This window comes from Motiliproteus coralliicola, from assembly GCF_003345655.1.
Lineage (GTDB): Bacteria > Pseudomonadota > Gammaproteobacteria > Pseudomonadales > Balneatricaceae > Motiliproteus > Motiliproteus coralliicola.
On the sequence record NZ_QQOH01000001.1, the window covers coordinates 1,017,081 to 1,034,002 of the forward strand.

General features: G+C 56.7%; 14 protein-coding genes. 5 read left to right on the plus strand and 9 right to left on the minus strand.

The features are described from left to right. Positions 1–118: 118 nt before the first annotated feature. The gene (locus tag DV711_RS04480; RefSeq protein ID WP_114694436.1) at positions 119–1,477 is read left to right on the plus strand and encodes a diguanylate cyclase domain-containing protein; all 1,359 of its coding nucleotides are present in this window, start codon (positions 119–121) and stop codon (positions 1,475–1,477) included. Between the two features lie 62 nt (positions 1,478–1,539). On the opposite strand, the gene DV711_RS04485 is transcribed toward DV711_RS04480, so the two are convergent. From DV711_RS04485 to DV711_RS04500, 4 genes are all read right to left on the minus strand, one after another. After that, on the minus strand, positions 1,540–1,893 hold the full coding sequence (locus DV711_RS04485; RefSeq protein WP_114694437.1) for a hypothetical protein: 354 nt from the start codon (positions 1,891–1,893) through the stop codon (positions 1,540–1,542). A 44-nt stretch (positions 1,894–1,937) separates the two neighbouring features. After that, positions 1,938–3,149, minus strand: a complete 1,212-nt coding sequence (locus DV711_RS04490; protein ID WP_114694438.1) for an adenylate/guanylate cyclase domain-containing protein — start codon at positions 3,147–3,149, stop codon at positions 1,938–1,940. 254 nt (positions 3,150–3,403) lie between these two features. Next, a complete protein-coding gene (locus DV711_RS04495) occupies positions 3,404–4,402 on the minus strand; it encodes an ABC transporter substrate-binding protein (RefSeq protein WP_114694914.1) in 999 nt (332 codons plus the stop codon). 265 nt (positions 4,403–4,667) lie between these two features. Next, the gene (locus tag DV711_RS04500) at positions 4,668–5,594 is read right to left on the minus strand and encodes a DMT family transporter (protein ID WP_114694439.1); all 927 of its coding nucleotides are present in this window, start codon (positions 5,592–5,594) and stop codon (positions 4,668–4,670) included. A 195-nt stretch (positions 5,595–5,789) separates the two neighbouring features. Here DV711_RS04500 and DV711_RS04505 point away from each other — a divergent pair, with 195 nt between their 5' ends. Further along, positions 5,790–6,671 carry a LysR family transcriptional regulator gene (locus tag DV711_RS04505; protein WP_114694440.1) on the plus strand — a complete coding sequence of 294 codons (882 nt, stop codon included), beginning with the start codon at positions 5,790–5,792 and terminating at the stop codon, positions 6,669–6,671. 157 nt (positions 6,672–6,828) lie between these two features. Further along, a complete protein-coding gene (locus tag DV711_RS04510) occupies positions 6,829–7,755 on the plus strand; it encodes a bestrophin family protein (RefSeq protein ID WP_114694441.1) in 927 nt (308 codons plus the stop codon). A gap of 37 nt (positions 7,756–7,792) precedes the next feature. Here DV711_RS04510 and DV711_RS04515 read toward each other — a convergent pair whose 3' ends face one another. From DV711_RS04515 to DV711_RS04530, 4 genes are all read right to left on the minus strand, one after another. Next, the gene (locus DV711_RS04515; RefSeq protein ID WP_114694442.1) at positions 7,793–8,527 is read right to left on the minus strand and encodes a sulfite exporter TauE/SafE family protein; all 735 of its coding nucleotides are present in this window, start codon (positions 8,525–8,527) and stop codon (positions 7,793–7,795) included. Between the two features lie 257 nt (positions 8,528–8,784). After that, on the minus strand, positions 8,785–9,534 hold the full coding sequence (locus DV711_RS04520; protein WP_114694443.1) for a DUF3726 domain-containing protein: 750 nt from the start codon (positions 9,532–9,534) through the stop codon (positions 8,785–8,787). Beyond that, a complete protein-coding gene (locus tag DV711_RS04525; RefSeq protein WP_114694444.1) occupies positions 9,534–11,255 on the minus strand; it encodes a type 2 periplasmic-binding domain-containing protein in 1,722 nt (573 codons plus the stop codon). The genes DV711_RS04520 and DV711_RS04525 overlap by 1 nt, the downstream gene beginning before the upstream one ends. 920 nt (positions 11,256–12,175) lie before the next feature. Then, positions 12,176–13,162, minus strand: a complete 987-nt coding sequence (locus tag DV711_RS04530) for a zinc-binding dehydrogenase (protein ID WP_243633727.1) — start codon at positions 13,160–13,162, stop codon at positions 12,176–12,178. Positions 13,163–13,247: 85 nt separating this feature from the next. Here DV711_RS04530 and DV711_RS04535 point away from each other — a divergent pair, with 85 nt between their 5' ends. After that, on the plus strand, positions 13,248–14,174 hold the full coding sequence (locus tag DV711_RS04535) for a LysR family transcriptional regulator (RefSeq protein ID WP_243633728.1): 927 nt from the start codon (positions 13,248–13,250) through the stop codon (positions 14,172–14,174). Between the two features lie 282 nt (positions 14,175–14,456). On the opposite strand, the gene DV711_RS04540 is transcribed toward DV711_RS04535, so the two are convergent. After that, on the minus strand, positions 14,457–15,362 hold the full coding sequence (locus DV711_RS04540; RefSeq protein ID WP_114694446.1) for a LysR family transcriptional regulator: 906 nt from the start codon (positions 15,360–15,362) through the stop codon (positions 14,457–14,459). Positions 15,363–15,468: 106 nt separating this feature from the next. Here DV711_RS04540 and DV711_RS04545 point away from each other — a divergent pair, with 106 nt between their 5' ends. Beyond that, positions 15,469–16,914, plus strand: coding sequence for an aldehyde dehydrogenase family protein (locus tag DV711_RS04545; protein ID WP_114694447.1), 1,446 nt, complete (start codon positions 15,469–15,471; stop codon positions 16,912–16,914). Positions 16,915–16,922: the final 8 nt, after the last annotated feature.

Consider the following 16,922-nt stretch of genomic DNA (forward strand, 5'->3'; position numbering starts at 1 on the left):
TAGCTGCATCACAAGGCTCGAAGGTTTGCCTGACCTGTCGCCACAAGGTCCCTAGCTAGACACAAGGTCCCTAGCTAGACACCAGATAACCGCAAGCGGTAACCGAGGGTACGGTATCATGGAAAGTCCAAGTAACCCCTATCTCAGCGCCACCAATCTTTACGCTGAAGCCTTAGCCAGTAGCGACCTGTTTTCCAACAACAAAACCATCATGCTATTGATCTGCCCGACCACGGGCAGCATCGTTGGAGCCAGTAGCGGCGCCTGCGAGTATTACGGCTACTCGCGTGAGCAGCTGACCTCCATGGCCATTGCAGAGATCAATACCGCCTCGGTCGAAGAGATCAGCAAAGAGATGAACCGGGCCGAGTCAGAATCCCGAAACTTCTTTGTTTTTTCCCATCGGCTCAGCAGTGGTGAAATTCGAAATGTCGAAGTGATCTCGACCCCGATCAGCGTCGGAGAGAACAAGCTGCTCTTTTCCGTGATTAATGACGTCACCGAAAAGCTGATCGCCGAAGAGAAGGCCAAGCGCACCCTGTCGGAACTTGAAACGATCCTGGATAACGCCCACGAAGGTATCGCCTATATCCGAAATCGGGTGTTCGTCCGGGTCAATAACTGGCTGCTGGAACAGACGGGCTACCTGCGGACCGAGCTGGAAGGCAGCGATACCAGCATCATTCATGAAAGCCTGAAAAGTTACCACCAGATCGGTAAGGAAGCCTACTCAGGAATCGAAGGCGGCAATGTCTATCGCGCCGAGATACGCCTGAAGCGCAAAGACGAGTCCCTATTCTGGTGCCGAATTACCGGCCGAGAGATCGATCAGAACGCCGAAGGAGCCGGTTCGATCTGGCTGTTCGATGACATCTCCAAGCAACGGCAGAAGGAACAAGCCCTTCATCAACGGGCCAACTTCGACCATCTGACCGGCCTACCCAACCGCGCCCTGTTCCTGGACCGGCTGACGCAAGCCATCTCCCGGGCTAAACGAAACGGCGAGCGCCTGGCTCTGCTGTTTGCCGATCTGAATGGCTTTAAGGCCATCAACGACTCGCTGGGGCACAGCGCCGGCGATCAGGCACTGATTGAAATTGCGGAACGACTGACCCAAACCATTAGAGCATCGGATACCCTGGCTCGATTCGCCGGTGACGAATTCACCATGGTTCTACCGGGGATTGACTCACAAGCCTCGATCGATCGATTTATCGGCAAGATAAACCAACAATTTGACCAGCCGTTCGTAATCGATGGAATCCCTATTGCACTCTCGCTGAGCATCGGTGCGGCAATCTATCCCGAACAGGGCGAATCCATCAATGAACTGCTCGTTCGTGCCGATGAACAGATGTACCAACAGAAAAGAGCCAGCCGTAAACCCACCAAGAATCTGACCCAGTCTATTGTCGCGGTGAGTCAGTATTTCAGCGGTCCCAATGAAAACCCGGTGCAGAAAAAACCGGATTCTTGAACAGCCGCTGGCAGCCCGGACTAGAGGCTAAGAGCTAACGCAAAAAAAACGATCCGGTTGAATTACAGCCTCAGCGTCAACGTAGCCCGCTGCTGTTTTCGTCCCTTGAGCGCGCAAAACTCCTGCATCTGGCCGTCCTGATAGGTCACTTTGACATTGAACCCCATCGCGGGCCGATGATTCAGCACCAGCAGTCGCTGCTGGCCCGGTTCGATCCTGTATACCTGCAGGCTGGATTGGCTATCGGCACTGCCAAAATCCAACTGTATCGCGTCGATACGCTGGCCACTGGCGTTGTTAAAGGTTACCTCCATGCCGTGAAGTGGCGCGTTACTTCGGCCGACAGCAAAACCGGCGCCAAAGATCAGCACCAGTAACAGCGTTGCTGCCCAGTAAGCCCGGCTGCTGGCCATCATGGTAATACCCCAAGACTTATATAAGAGATAGCTACTATATCAGATCAATCGGCAGCGGGTGACAGGATCTCCATCGGTTCGGCGATGTTCTTCAACCGGTGCTGCCCATGGGAGTTCCAGCCCATCGGATAGCAGTCAGCGAATACCTTGGATGCCAAGATATTTTGCCCCAGTACCGGGCACATCCCCTCCACCCGGGCCGCTTCATTGGCCGCTTCACCGATAACGGTGAACTCCAACCGTGACGGGATACCGATATTGCCGTACAACACCTCGCCCTTGTGCAAGCCGATTCCAAAGTCGATCGCCGTCTCATCCTGCGACCGTCGTTGCCGATTCAATTCGGACAATCGCTGTAACGCCTGACGCGAGGCCTGCATCGCTTTGTCACAGGCGGTTCGCTCGGAATCAAACTCCTGGATCGGGAAGATCGCCAGCGATGCATCACCAATAAATCGCAACAGTTCGCCACCGTGTTCGACCACGGCTCCAGCGGTCACTTCATAGTACTGATTCAGCAACTCGAGGAAGCCACAAGGCGGATACTTCTTGGCCAGAGAGGAGGAACCGCGCAGGTCGCAGAAAAAGATCACCGCATTGATCGGCTCCACATCGCCGCGTTGAATGTTGCCGGCCAGAACCCGTGAACCGGAGTATCCGCCCAGATAGGTATCGAGAATATCCTCGGTCAGCTTGCGGTGCGCCAAGCTTTTAATCAACGCCGCCAGCGGTAAACGTAAACGGGACAAGAATCGAAGCTGCGCCGGACTAAATCCCTGTTTATCGGTCGTCGACCAGGTCAACACCACCCCTTCCTGCTCGTTCGGCGCCAGCGTTCGATCACCGTAGCCGGCCACCTGCAGATAGTATTCGGTTACCCCCTCCTGACACATCTCACGCAACAGCTGATACGGCTCGGCCTCCGGGCTAGGTAACCGGAATAGATGTTCGTTGGCACCGGATTCGTAGGTTGGTCTGAGTGGGCTGCTTAGCCAAGCCTTGCTGAGGCGATCTCCTCGGGTAAAGGCATCCTGAAAACAGCCCTGCCCGCGCTTCCAGTAATAGGTGCCGACCGAGTAAAGCGGATGTAGCATCGGCAAGCCGATATGCATCCGGTAGATGTCGAAACCGATCGACTCCATCCGCTCCATCAGCGCCAGCTGCATCTGTTCAATCTTCCAAGGGTCGAGGGAGCGCTCGTGCAGCCAGTCGACCAGTTGCTCGTACTGTTGCTCCAGTTGCTGTGCATCAGTCACCGTAGTGCTCCTCAGTTCAACCGTTCCGGGTATATACGTTCAGCCTACTGCACAGTTTAAGCCGCAGCCTGCTAAAGCACATCCGATCAGTCGTGTTAACCCAGGCTATCGAGGCGAGAGTTAAGTAATAGAAACAGCTCCGCCTACTTGGATGCGTAGGCGAAGCGGTGGAGCTTCAAAGCGAAATCGAAGCTCTAAGGGGGGCGTCAGGTCGGGACAGAACGCCCCGACCTGGTCATTATCGTACAACCGGGTTAAAGCCGCGCCAGCGCCTGCTTAACCTTGGCGGCCACCGATTCGGACACCCAAGCGCTCCAGAGTGACTCGTACTGGGTCAGGAAGTGCTCCATCGCGATATCGCCATCGGCCTGATTCTCCTCCATCCAGGCCAGCAACTGATTCATCTGGTCGTTGGTGAATGAGCGCATCGATAGGTACTCGTAGGCCCGAGGCGCTTTGCTGGCGAAATCCGCAGTTGTCACGGTGTGGACCGGCAACGACGGCCACATGGTCGCCTGGGTGGGTGGACAGGTTTCCTGGGTGGTGCAGCTCAGAAAGTAGGCTTCATCGACGCCGGTACCAAAATCCACCTTGACCATGTCGTACTTACCCAGCACCGCGGTTGGCGCCCAGTAGTAACCGAACCAGGGCTGCTGGCGCTCATAAGCACGGGCGATGGTACCGGAGAGGCCCGCGCTGGAACCCGGATCAACCAGCTCAAATCCCGCCTCAGCCAGTTTAAGCGCCTCGAAGTTATGCCCGGCGGTGATCTGACAGGTCCAACCCGCCGGACAGCCGATAAAGGCGGAGGTATCGGGATCTTCAGGGTTTTCGAACAACTTGGCGTTGGTCTTGATACCCTCGATGGTAGCCAGGCTCGGATCCTGATCAACCAGGTACTTCGGCACCCAGAAACCCTCCTCCCCGCCGTCGGCAAATGCCTTGCCGGCAATCCGCAGACGGTTTTCGGCAACCCCTTTTTCGATCGCATCCTTGATCGCGTTGGTCCAGAGTTCCGGCACCACATCCGGCTTGCCCTTCTCGATCATCGAGGTACCGGTCGGTACGGTATCGCCGGGGATCAACTCGGCATCGCAGCCGTAGCCATGCTCAAGGATAAAGCGATCGACATTGGCGATCAGAGTGGCCGAGTTCCAGTTCATATCGGCAATAGTCACAGTACCGCATTCGCTGTCAGCCTGGGCTAAACCAGCCGCCGCCAGCATGGGTAGCGCAGCAAGAAGGTGCTTCATCGAGTTCTCCATTGACGAGTTCTCCGTTGACGAGTTCTCAATTGAATAGTCGAGCTGTCCCTGGCCTCAATCTGATTAGCCGCGTAGGAATCTGACCCACACGACGAATTCCAACCCGAAAGAGTACAACCATAGCCAGCCAAATTTTCGGCGAGTTTACTCAGCCGTGAGGCAAGATGAAATACCGATCCGATACAGAAATCGACAAATAGGTTTCTTGATAAGATATGGAGCCAAGGCAGATGTGATTTTGGCGCGTTCGCCGCTACTGGGCTTTTTTGACCACCACCAGTGCAACCCCGATCACCGATAACAGCCCACCGCACATCGCCAGCACACCCAGTCGTTCATCAAACAGTATATAGGCTTCCAATGCTGTTACCGGCGGGACCAGATAGAACAGGCTGGCCACCTGGGAGGCCGCACCGCGACGGATCAATTGCATCAGCAACAGAATCGCACCGACCGACAGCCCCAGCACCAACCAGCCCATTGCCAGGATCAACTGGGTATCCCAGTGCACGACCCGGGTTTCAAAGGCGAACGCCCCAACGGCAAACAGTGCCCCAGCGGCGCAATATTGGATAAAGGCACCGGGAACAAGCTCGACGCCCTGACAGTAACGCTTCTGATAGACAGTGCCGATGGAGATGGCAAACAACGCTATCAGTGCCCAGGCCAGGGTCCACAACGGGAAGCTGGTCATCTGCTCGGTTCCGCCCATCTTTTCCAGCAACACCAGACTGACACCGACCAACCCAAGTACTAACCCCAGCCATTGTTTCCAAACGACGGTTTCGCGTAATACCACCACCGCCGCCAACGCGGTGACCAGCGGCTGCAACCCCACGATCAATGAAACCAGGCCGGCCGGCATTCCGTCCTGAATGGCGTAAAACACACCGCCAAGGTATAAGCCATGCACCAGAACCCCAGTTATCGAGGTATGAAACGCCGCCGTTACCGAGGGCCATTTCGACTTCACCCACATGGCCACCAGTGCCAGCAGCAGCAACGTTACCAGCATCCGATAGAGCAGCAGCGTGAAGGGTTCGGCATAGGGCAAGCCGTACTTGGCGCCGATAAACCCGGTGCTCCAGAGCCATACAAAGACGGCCGGCATCAGTCGGATCGCTAGCCCGTCGGAGGGTTGGAGGTTGCCGATTTCGGCCCGACTGGTTTGAGATGACATATACCCTGCTCCTTTCTGTGCCTGAACCATTGGTGTTGCAACCCGGATCGCCACCCTGCGATCCGAGCATTGAGCCAATCTGCTTTTGCGTTTTTGTTGACCCAACCTAGTGTAGCGATAAAGAATGAGCCCCTAACACCCTAAATTTGGCAAACTGGTTTTGCATAATTGCAACACCAATACAGAAGCAACCTGATGAACTGGGACGACCTCAAGTACTTCCTAGCCGTGGCTCGGTCCAAAAGCCTGAGCGTCTCGGCGCGCAGCCTTCACGTCAGTCCGTCTACGGTTTCCCGTCGGATTGATGCGCTGGAACAGGCCCTGGGAACCCAGTTATTTTCTCGCCGCCAAGATGGCTATGACCTGACCGACGCCGGTGCCAACCTGATATCGACCGCCGAACAGGCCGAGGCCCACCTTCTTTGGCTTGAGCGCGGCGCAGCCCGAAGTGAAACCGAAACCGCAGGAATAGTACGCCTGGCCGTTCCCGAACTACTGGGTCAGTACATTCTGATTCCCCAGCTGGCTGAGCTACAGCGCTCACATCCTGAGATCCAACTCGAAATCATCACCGATGTTCGATCTAGCCCGTTGACCAAGCGTGAAGCCGATATTGCGATTCGATTAACCCGGCCCACCCACGGCGACTACACCGTGCAGCGAATCGGGCAGCTATCGCAGGCGCTCTATGCCAGCGCCGATTACCTGCAACAGAGGGGTCACCCCGCTAGTGCCTCTGATCTTATCGACCATCGCTTTATCGGCTGGGACTCGGAACTCAGCTATCTACCTTTAGCCCACTGGCTGGAAGATCGTCCCGAACTGCCAGAGATCTACCTGCGCACCGGCAGTTACCACTCCCAACTGATGGCGGTCAGGGCGCACCTAGGTATCGCCGCCCTGCCCCGATTTGCCGCCGAGCTATTCGAGCTGCAGCGGGTTCTACCGGATGAACCCAGCCTGGTTTCCGATATCTGGCTGATCAGGCAATCGGATTCGCGCCGCCTGAAACGGGTCAATATCGTGTTTGATCAGGTCAGCCAGATCATCAAAGCGGCTAGCGACCAATTAGTCTGACGGTCAAAACCATGGCTCGCTAAACAGAACAGAGTCGCCGGCAAGAACCCTGGGATAGAAACCCGGTTATTTCCTGCCATTACCCAAAATAGACTTGCAGCGAACAGACGCTCTGCTAACGTCCCAACTCTTAGTCTGCTAGGTTTCAGAGTCTCCTATGGTTGTCCGCGATAAACCCAACGCCTTTCGGCTGTTCTTCACCCTTCGCGGTTCGATCGTGCCGAAGATTCTGCCGCAGATTCTGTTTGTGGCGTTGTTGGGCGCCGGTGTTGCCATTGCCCAGCACTACCTTCCCCCGCTGTTGCCCGACTATTCACCATTCGCGTTTACCGTGTTGGGTGTGGCCCTGTCGTTGTTTCTGGGGTTTCGGAATAACGCCTGCTACGAACGCTGGTGGGAAGCGCGCAAACATTGGGGTCAGTTGCTGGTCGATGGCCGCAGTCTGGCGCGCCAGGCTAACTCTTTTCTCGATGATGAGGTCGAGGGAGCCGCAGAGACCAAAAAACGACTGGTCCATCTGACCATCGCCTTCACCCACGCACTGCGACACCAGCTCCGTCAGACAAATGGTTGGAGCGATATCGAACCCTATATCCAGGCCGAGGATCACGAAAGGTTAAAACGCTCCCAGAACCTGCCCGACTGCCTGCTGCAGCTGCTCGGACAAGAGCTGGGTCGGTGCCGTCGCCAGGGGCTGCTGTCGGATATCCTGATCCAGAACTTTGATGAACGGATCACGTCGATGGCCGGGGTACTGGCCGCCTGCGAGCGGATCCAAAACACCCCGCTGCCGTTCGCCTACATGCTGCTGGTGCATCGCACCGCCTATATCTACTGCCTGCTGTTGCCGTTCGGTGTGGTCGGTGCGCTGGGGGCCTTCACCCCGCTGCTGTGCGCCATCGTCGCCTATACCTTCTTCGGGCTGGATGCGCTCAGTGAAGAGCTGGAGGAGCCCTTTGGGTTGTCGTCCAACGATCTACCACTCAGTGCGATGTCGCGGACTCTGGAGATCAATCTGCTGGAAGCGATCGGCGAGACCGAGCTGCCGCCGGCACTCAAACCCAGCGGTCACTGTCTGCAGTAGGTCGGCTGACCGATTCTGAAGTAAGCCAGCTCAGCGATCAGGCGGCGAGCCAGCCCTGCAGCCCCTTGTACAACACCATCACCGCCGAGGCGGAACACACGGTCAGAATCAGCGGCTTGGCGGATTTGGCTTGGCCGCCGCCGTCCAACACGTTGGCCAGCCAGAAGCCCAGCAACACCCCGGGAAACACCTTCAGGCTCAGTTCAAGACTGAGCAGATCGACCCGGTCCTGTAAGGCCAACATCAGGATCGACGCCGGGGTTCCGATCAGAAAGAAAGCCGCCAGCTCATTGCGGGCCAGGATCCGGTTCTGCTCCTGATAAACCAGCGCGATCGGGGGGCCGCCGACCGAGGTGGCGGTGCCGATCAAGCCGGAGAAGAAGCCGCCAATCATCAGGCTGAGCGGTGTTTTGCTGACCCGGTACGTACGCCAGCTCAGCAGCACCGCCAGTAGCAGCGTGACACCGAACAGCAGACTGAGGCTGTAGGCGGGAATGGAGACCAGTAACAGGGCGCCGAACCAGGAGCCGGGAATCCGAGCCAGGGCCGCCGGCAGGATGCCTCGCCAGCGCAATTGACTGCGCTCTCGGATCACCATCAGCACTGACAGCGAGAAACCCAGAATCAAGATCGGGCCCGGCACATAGGCGGGGTTGATCAGGTACAGCAGCGGCGCGGCCAGCAAGCCGAAACCGAGCCCGCCCCAGGCCTGCAGCATAATGCCAACCATCACGATCGCGATGGCCAGCAGATCGGCTGGGCTATAGATCATCAGGGATGCTATGTCCAAGAACCCGTCTCTCTGTCTCTCTGTCTCTCTGTCACTCTTACAGGGGCTGATTTCATCGCCAGCGATGCAGGCTCGCCGGACACTCATAACGCTTCATGCATCACGGCAGGCCCAAAGATAAGGACGCATGTCTGCACCGCAGACACAAAAAAGCCGACCTTTCCCATCACTGACAGCAGCAACGGAAAGATCGACTTGGGCAACAGCGACTATGGCTTCAAGCGTTTAGCTTCGGGCGTTTAGCGGCCCCCTGCACCCTGACGCGAGAGTTCGCTGTTTTCGACCAGCACACCGGCGCCGATGCGGTTGATCTCGTCCCACAGATCCGGGGCGATCTCGATGCCGGACTCGACACTCTGCTGTTTGTTCTTTTCGACCTGCTCGGCACTGATATGACGTGCGTTACGGTTGCCTTTGGACGCCTGCAGCGACACCGCCAGATCCACCCGCGAGCTGCAGATGATCGTCAGCGCCTGCTTGTCGTCGGTGCTGGCCGGCAGATCGGTGGTGGCTTCGCTGTAGCTCGGATAGCGCTCGCCGGCCTTGATCGCCGCCGCATGCTCGGTCACCGGTCCACTACCATTCTGCCAGTAGGCGGCGACACTGATGCCGCAACGACCGCGGTCGGTCAGCGCCTTAAGGATAAACTTGCGGTTATGGCAGTTATGCACGGTCACTGTCGCTATGCCGTTTTCCAGTGCCTTGGCGTGGGCCAGGTCAACCGAAGCGGCGATGCAGTTCAACGCACTGCGACCGTGGCTGTCGATGATGGCCGAGGTGCTGTCTTCGTAGATCACGCTACTGAGCGCCTTTTCGCGATCTTCATCGATATAGGGCAAGCCGCGTTGCAGTTCGCCCAAGCCATTCAGGCCGTGTTTTTCCAGCCACAGAATCATGTTGGCCGCATCTTCGTAGTTACCGACAAAGTACTGCGAGGCTTCAAAGCAACGCCGCAGCGCCGCCTTCAGTTCATTCATGGAGATATTCATTAGTGCTGTCCCGATTGAAGAGGCGCTAAGGGCATAAACCAGTCGTCGCTGAACGGCTTACCGATATCTTCCAGCAGCGGTGCGCCCTGGAACATGGTGTTGCGGACCCAAAGCCGCGAGCGGGGATCAAACTTACCCACCCCGAAGAACGCCAGTTTGCAGCGCAACAGGTGCATCGGCAGGATATTGCGATCCAGCAGGTTGGCCTGGATATCGCCGTAGACGCAGCGGCTCATGCTCTGAATCCGACGCACGATGCCGCGCATCTTCGGTCGCGCCACCATAAAGCGGGCGGTCGTGTGTTCGGGGTGCTCGGCGATATAGCCGCACAGCTGCTCGTAACATTTGCTGACCGCATAACCGACCCCCAGCGCCATCTGTTTCTGCTTCGCTTCGGCATCGGCAACGCTGCCCAGTCGGGGCTCCATCTTCTCTTCGGAACGGTACCAGCAGGTCTCACGAGCCCCTTCCGCGGTGAAGTCGATCTCCAGTGCCCAGGCGTAGCGGGTCTCGATAATCTGCTTGAGCTCTTGCAGCGGCATCAGCGGATCGAGATCCAGGTTCTCTTCGGCGGAATGGAAGTCTTCCAGCTCATCCACCAGCTCCGGGTAGATCTCCAGCGCGATCGACACCAGCATCTCCTGGCCCTGCAGCGAACAGTTGGCTTCGCTCCAGCCTAGCAGTGCATCCCAGTTGTCGAAACCGGCAGCCGTGTGCTGCTGCAGCGCGGCCAGATCCTCCAGCACCTGGCGGTTGTTGTCGGTCTGCCAGTCGTCTTCGGTGACGGTGTCGCGGGTATGCTGGGCGCAGCGCTCGATCAGGCTGCTCAGTTCCTGTTGCACCCGGCTGTTGACGCAACCCAGCGCACGGATACGGGCCAGCGCCAGCTCACGCATCTCAACCCATTGGTTGATCAACAACGGATGGTTGACCAGATAGGGCGCCATTCCCAGACCGGTCGAGTTACCGATACCGAAGTAGCGCTTGATCTCGTCTTGCATCGGTTGGAAGCGCTGCGGGGATCTGTGGCGGGCGATGTGCTCGGCCTGCAGCAGGCTGAAGTTACGCAGCATCAGGCAGACGAACATCTCACCGGCAAACGGGCGGGCGAAGTCCAGGTGCTTGGTCCGCACCTTCTCCCAGTCGGCCATGCCCAGCTTACCGCTGCCGTAGACCGCGGTGGTGCGGTAGAGGTAACCGACATTCTTGATCCGCTCGATATCCGGCTGCTGCCCGTTGGCCAGTTGTTCGACCACGTAATCGAAGTTACGCGCACTGCGGTTGGCCCGCGACAGAACGAAGACCCGAGCGTCGACGCGTCCGGCTTCCTGCTTGGGCACATTCTGACGCAGCTGCTCCAGATAGTCGGCCTCGACACGCCCCTCGACCAGCGCCATTGTTAGGTCCCACTTGGTGGCGATAACCCGGTCGTTCCGCTCTTCCGGTGACAGATAGTCGGAGAACAGCACAAAACTGTACAAGCCGTTGGGGGCCTGTACCTCGTAGATCACGGTACCGTAGCCATCGGCATCGAGCTCAAACTTAATCGGCTCGATGGCCCAGCGCTCACGCATGATCCGGCGGATCAGAGTACGCATAAAGCTCAAGCGACTCTGGTGCATCGCCCCCAGCCGCTCCAGATCCATAACTTGACTCGGCGGCCTTAAAGGCAGCGCATGCTCACCCCGCATGGAGGCTTGGATGGCAGTGGTAGTCGTCATTATTGTTATCCTCTTAAGCTACACATCAGTATGGATAAGCCTGCGAATCTCAGCATCGTTTTCGGGTGGCTATTACTTCATGACAGCCATCGCTAGGGTAGAAACCATCATGCAACGACAGTTGCATTGATCGGCTGCTAAGCTGCGATTCCGATGTTGTACACCAGACGCGTCTTGCTTGTGTTGTGTGACTCATTGTTGACCGGAAATCTAATTCCACTCAAATCAAAAGGATAAATCATTCGATAATTGAAACTTATCGGATGCTGTTTTGTAATTATTTTTCCTTAGCGGAAGTAATAATTTACCGGCTGATAGCATTCAATGGCTTGAGTGACATGACCTACTGCCGAGCTAGAGCGGCAGTAGGTTGGATATCACTGGAGGTGATCAGGAAAACCAATTCAAATTCTGGCTGATTGGGTAAGGTTCTTGGTCTGCTGACAAAGCTGTCGGCCAGTATTGTCAACACAGCGCCCGCTCCTGGGCAGACACGGAAATCAGATTTCGACTGAGTAGGCGGCAGCTATCAACACAAAGAAGCCCCTGACGACCTATCGGCCTGTGTCTGGGGCACCAATTTACACAGCATCATGTCGTTAATAAGGCGCTGGCGTAACGGGCTGATGGGGGAGTTGGAAGTGTTCATGATACAGCTCCTATGAAGAAGCAGAGGGAAAAGTCCCTCCACTTCTCATAGGACAGTGCAGCCGGGGGCTGCGGTGGCGAGGCACTTGTTACGAGGATACGTGGTGGCACCCCTACCGCGCGAGCGGTTTAGTCCAAGGGGCCATTTAGAGCTCCGCATTGGTTAAAATTAATTTAGGAAAGAGGACATTAGATTATTGCTGGAGGCGTAAACGCCCAATCCTGGCCCTCTTTCTCTTAAGGAAGCGAAGTACGGCAATCCCTGATCGCAGTTAAGGCGCAGCGGTTAGCACCACCTTGCCAATCGCCTTACCCGATGACAACCGATCGTGGGCCTCGGCCACCTGCCACAGGCTGAACTGACTATCATCGATCAGCGGGATAATTTTTCCCTGATCCACCAGTTCGGCAACCTTAGTCAAGATCTCCCCGTGGTGGGCCTGGCCCTGACGGTGCACCATGGGGATGAGCATTAACACACTATGAAAACTCAAGCCCTTTAGCGCAACCGGAACTGCATCATCGATAGGTAAAATAGTAGCGACTGCACCGTTGTAACGGGCGGCATCGAAACTGTTTTTAATGTTATCACCGGCGACGGTATCGAAGACCGCATCGAAGCCCTTACCTGCGGTGCACTGCTCAACATAATCGGCCACCGACTGCTGCTCAACATTCACCGTATGATCGGCGCCCAACAGCCGCGCCTGTTGCTCTGTTCTCGACCGTGTTGTAACCGTCACTGTTGCCCCCAAGTGCTTGCCGAGTTGCAGCGCAACATGACCGACGCCGCCAGTTGCAGCGTGAACGAGTAAGCTATCGCCTTGCTGAATGCGCAGCTTATCAACCAGCGCCTCCCAAGCCGTAATCGATACCAACGGCAGCGCCGCGGCTTCGGCCATACTGAGGCGCTTGGGCTTGTGCGCTACCAGGTCTGCATCGACCAACATATATTCGGCCAAGGCACCGTCGATACCGGCAATCCCACCGGCACAGCCATAGATCTCATCACCGACGCTAAACTTGCTAACACCCTCGCCAACGGCAACCACGACACCGGCGACATCGCCGTGTAACACCTCTGGCAGGTTGGCTGACCATGGCGTCTCTGCCGAGCGCAGCATGATATCGAGCGGGTTAACACTGCTCGCCTTCACCTCGACAACGAGATGTCCCGCCACGACCTCGGGCTTTGCACGCTCCACCTGCTGGAACACACTGCTATCGCCGAGTTTATTAATAATCATTGCCTTCATCATTGATGCCTCTTTTTTCGGTTGCTGAATGAGGCATATCATAATCATTGTCTTTTTCGCTATACATGCATCAATATAGAAAATATATTTGCTTTTTAGGCAAAATAAAATCGCAAGGGAGAACCCGGTGCTAACCCGATTGCAGTACTTTAACGCTATTGTTGAGCTGGGAAGCATTTCGGCGGCAAGCCAGTATTTTGATATTCAGCCCTCATCTATCTCACGGCAACTGGCCAACCTAGAGCGTGAACTCGGTGTCAGGCTGCTTAACAGAACAACCCGCAATCTCGGCTTAACCGAGGCAGGCCAGCAGTACTACGCCTACTCGCGTCGCATCGTCGCTGAGCTGGACGAGGCCAAGCGAGCGGTTAACGACATGCAGCAGCAAGCCAAGGGGCGACTCAAGGTCAGCATGACCGTCGGCTTTGGCGAGGCGGTGGTTCTGCCGTCGATGGCGACATTTAAACAGCAATACCCGGAGGTAGAATTAGAGCTGGAGCTGACCGAGAGGGTCGTCGACATGGTGGAGGAGAATGTCGATGTGGCGATTCGTAGCGGCATCCTGCCCGATTCCAGCCTAGTGGCCAAAAAGCTGATGGCCAACGATTTTATCCTCTGCGCCAGCCCCGAGTTCATCAAGCAACACGGCAGCCCCGCCACAGTCGCAGAGATCACCCAGTTTCCCTGTATTCAATATGGCTACAGCGGCTGGAAAAACTGGTACTTGATCGACAATAAAGGCGCCGAAAAAATAGCCCTCACTTCCCATATCGTGGTCAATACCGTGCAAGGGCAAAAACAGCTCATCATTAATCACGCCGGTTTGGCATTGATTCCTCGCTGGGCTGTCTCCAAGGAGTTATCCCGGGGGCAGCTCTGTCGAGTACTCAGCGAAGATGAATTTAGTCCACAGGAAAGTCCGAGCTCGACCTATGCTATTTATTTAAAACGCGATTTAGTGGCCCCCAAAGTTAAAGTCTTTGTTGATTTCATTGCCGGCCTGAAAGCAGGCTGAAAATGTCTGCTGAGGGGCCAGAAGCCACAACTCAGAGACATCGCGTTGATGTCCGCTCGTGGACAGCTCCTGTCCTGACTAGGCGCTAAGAGCTGCAAAATAGGCGTCCGCTTTCATGCTTCTGGCGAGCTGGGATGGTTGCAGTGGCGAGAGGTTATAAGTGGCTGCAATGGGGCGTAAGCTGCCGTTCTGATAAAACACGCTAAGCATCCGTCTTTCTCGTAGCTGTCCAACCAAACTAGCCAACTGATGCCGCTATCTCATCGGGCTCGATCAATCCTGCTATGTCTGATCACCCTGCTGACTTCTGGCAAGGATAAAGTCGACCAGCGCTTTGGCTGGCGGTGTCAGCGATCGGCTATTGAGGGTCACGATGCCGATTCGTCGTATTACCGTCGGCGTCTTCAGCGGAATAAACGTCAGCGTCTTGCTCTCTTGCGGGAAGGCGTACCAGGGTAGCGTGGTGACCCCAAAGCCCGCCTCCAGCATCGCAATCAACGAGATCATGTTGGAGATATAGAACTGGGAGGCGCCCAAAAGCGGACGGGCTTCGCTGTCTTCCAGCAGACGCGAGGTGCCGTTGCCGATCAAGCGGTGCTTTCGCAGCTCCTTCCAGTGCAGCTCGGTACTGTCGGCCAATGGGTGGTCGTTGGGGCAGACTACGCCGATCCGGTCTTCCCAAATCGGGATAAAGGTTTTATCGGTGTGCTCTTGTTCGTGGAACAGGTGGGCGATGCCGAAGTCGACCTTCTGCTCCTCGACCATCTTCAGCACCGCGTTGGAATTGTCGTCGAAGAAGCTGACATGCAGGTCCGGGGTTTCGCCGACAAACTCCGACAACAGCGCCGGCAGAACCCGGCTGGCGATCGACGGTACCGAAGCCAAACGCAGATGGCCGGTCTTGTTCTCTGCCAGCAACACCATGTCCTCGACGACGCGATCGTGGTGGGCGATCAGTTCCTTGGCCTGGAGCAGAAACTGTTGCCCGAAGGGGGTCAACTCGGCCCGGGTGGTTTTCTGGTTCAGCTTTTCAAACAGCGCCTCGCCCAGCTTGCCTTCCAGATCCTTAATCGACAGCGAGATCGCCGGTTGCGAGCGGTGGGCTTTCTCGGCCGCGGCATGAAATCCCTTTAATTCGGCGACCCAAACGAAGTGGCGGAGTTGAGCAATCTTGAATTCGGGCAGCATGTTACCGGCTCCTGGTAAGTAAACCTTATCGTCGAATAGAGATTATTAATTTTTATTATTACAGCACGACTCCTATGATGGATCCATCACTAATCGGGAGGTCAATATGTCTGATTCTGTTTTTCGTAATTTCATCGCAGGCGAGTGGGTAGAGGGTAATAACGGAAGTGTCGCCAACGTTAGCCCCGCGGATACCAGCGATGTCATCGGTCATTACGCCCAAGCCGATAGCGCCCAAACCGAAGCCGCTATCGCCGCCGCAGCCGCCGGCCAAGTCGAGTGGGCCAAGAGCGGTCTGGAACAACGTTACTCCGTGCTGATGGCGATCGGCGACGAGCTGATCGAACGTAAAAACGAGCTGGGTGAGATCCTGGCCCGTGAAGAGGGCAAGACCCTGGCCGAGGGTGTCGGTGAGACTTACCGCTCCGGTCAGTTCTTCCACTACTACGCCGCCGAAGTGCTGCGTCAGATGGGTGAAACCGCCGATTCGGTCCGTCCCGGCATCGAGATCGAGACCCGCCGTGAACCGGTCGGTGTCGTCGGCATCATCACACCCTGGAACTTCCCCACCGCCACCGGTGCCTGGAAGATCGCCCCGGCGCTGGCGTTCGGTAACGCCGTGGTCTGGAAACCGGCCAACCAGGTCCCGGCCTCAGCCTGGGCACTGACCGAGATCATCTCCCGTCAGAATCTACCTGCTGGTACTTTCAACCTGGTCATGGGCCCGGGCTCGCAGGTTGGCGACGTGCTGATCAATTCCCGTGGTATCAACGCCCTGACCTTCACCGGCTCGCTGGAGACCGGTCGCAAGGTGGCCGCCGCAACCGCCGTCAACCTGGTCAAATGCCAGTTGGAGATGGGAAGCAAGAACGCCCTGGTGGTACTGGATGACGCCGATCTGGCCAATGCCGTCGAGTGTGCCGTCGGTGGCGCCTACGGCGGTACCGGTCAGAAGTGCACCGCCTCTTCCCGCCTGATCGTCACCGAAGGGATCCACGATCGCTTCGTCGACGCGATGGTGGAGCGGATGAAGAAGCTGGTGGTAGGTCACCCGCTCAAGGAAGGCGTCCATATCGGTGCGGTTGCCGATGCACGCCAGATGGAGCAGAACCTGGAGTACCTGGAGCTGGCCAAGAAAGAAGGCGGCAAGCTGGTCTACGGCGGTGAGGTATTGAGCGAAGAGAAAGAAGGCTACTACCTGCAGCCGGCGCTGTTCACCGAGACCACCAACGCCATGACCATCAACCGCGAAGAGGCCTTCGCGCCGATCGCCTGCGTCATCAAGGTGAAGGATTACGACGAGGCCCTGGCGACCCTGAACGATACCAACTTCGGTCTGACCGGCGGTATCTGCACCCAGTCGCTGAAATACGCCTCCGACTTCAAGCGCAACGCCAAGACCGGCTGCGTGATGGTCAACCTGCCGACCGCGGGTACCGACTACCACGTACCGTTCGGCGGCCGTAAGGATTCCAGCTTTGGCCCACGTGAACAGGGAACCTACGCCAAAGAGTTTTACACCGTTGTGAAGACAACCTACATCAGCGCCTGATTCGACTC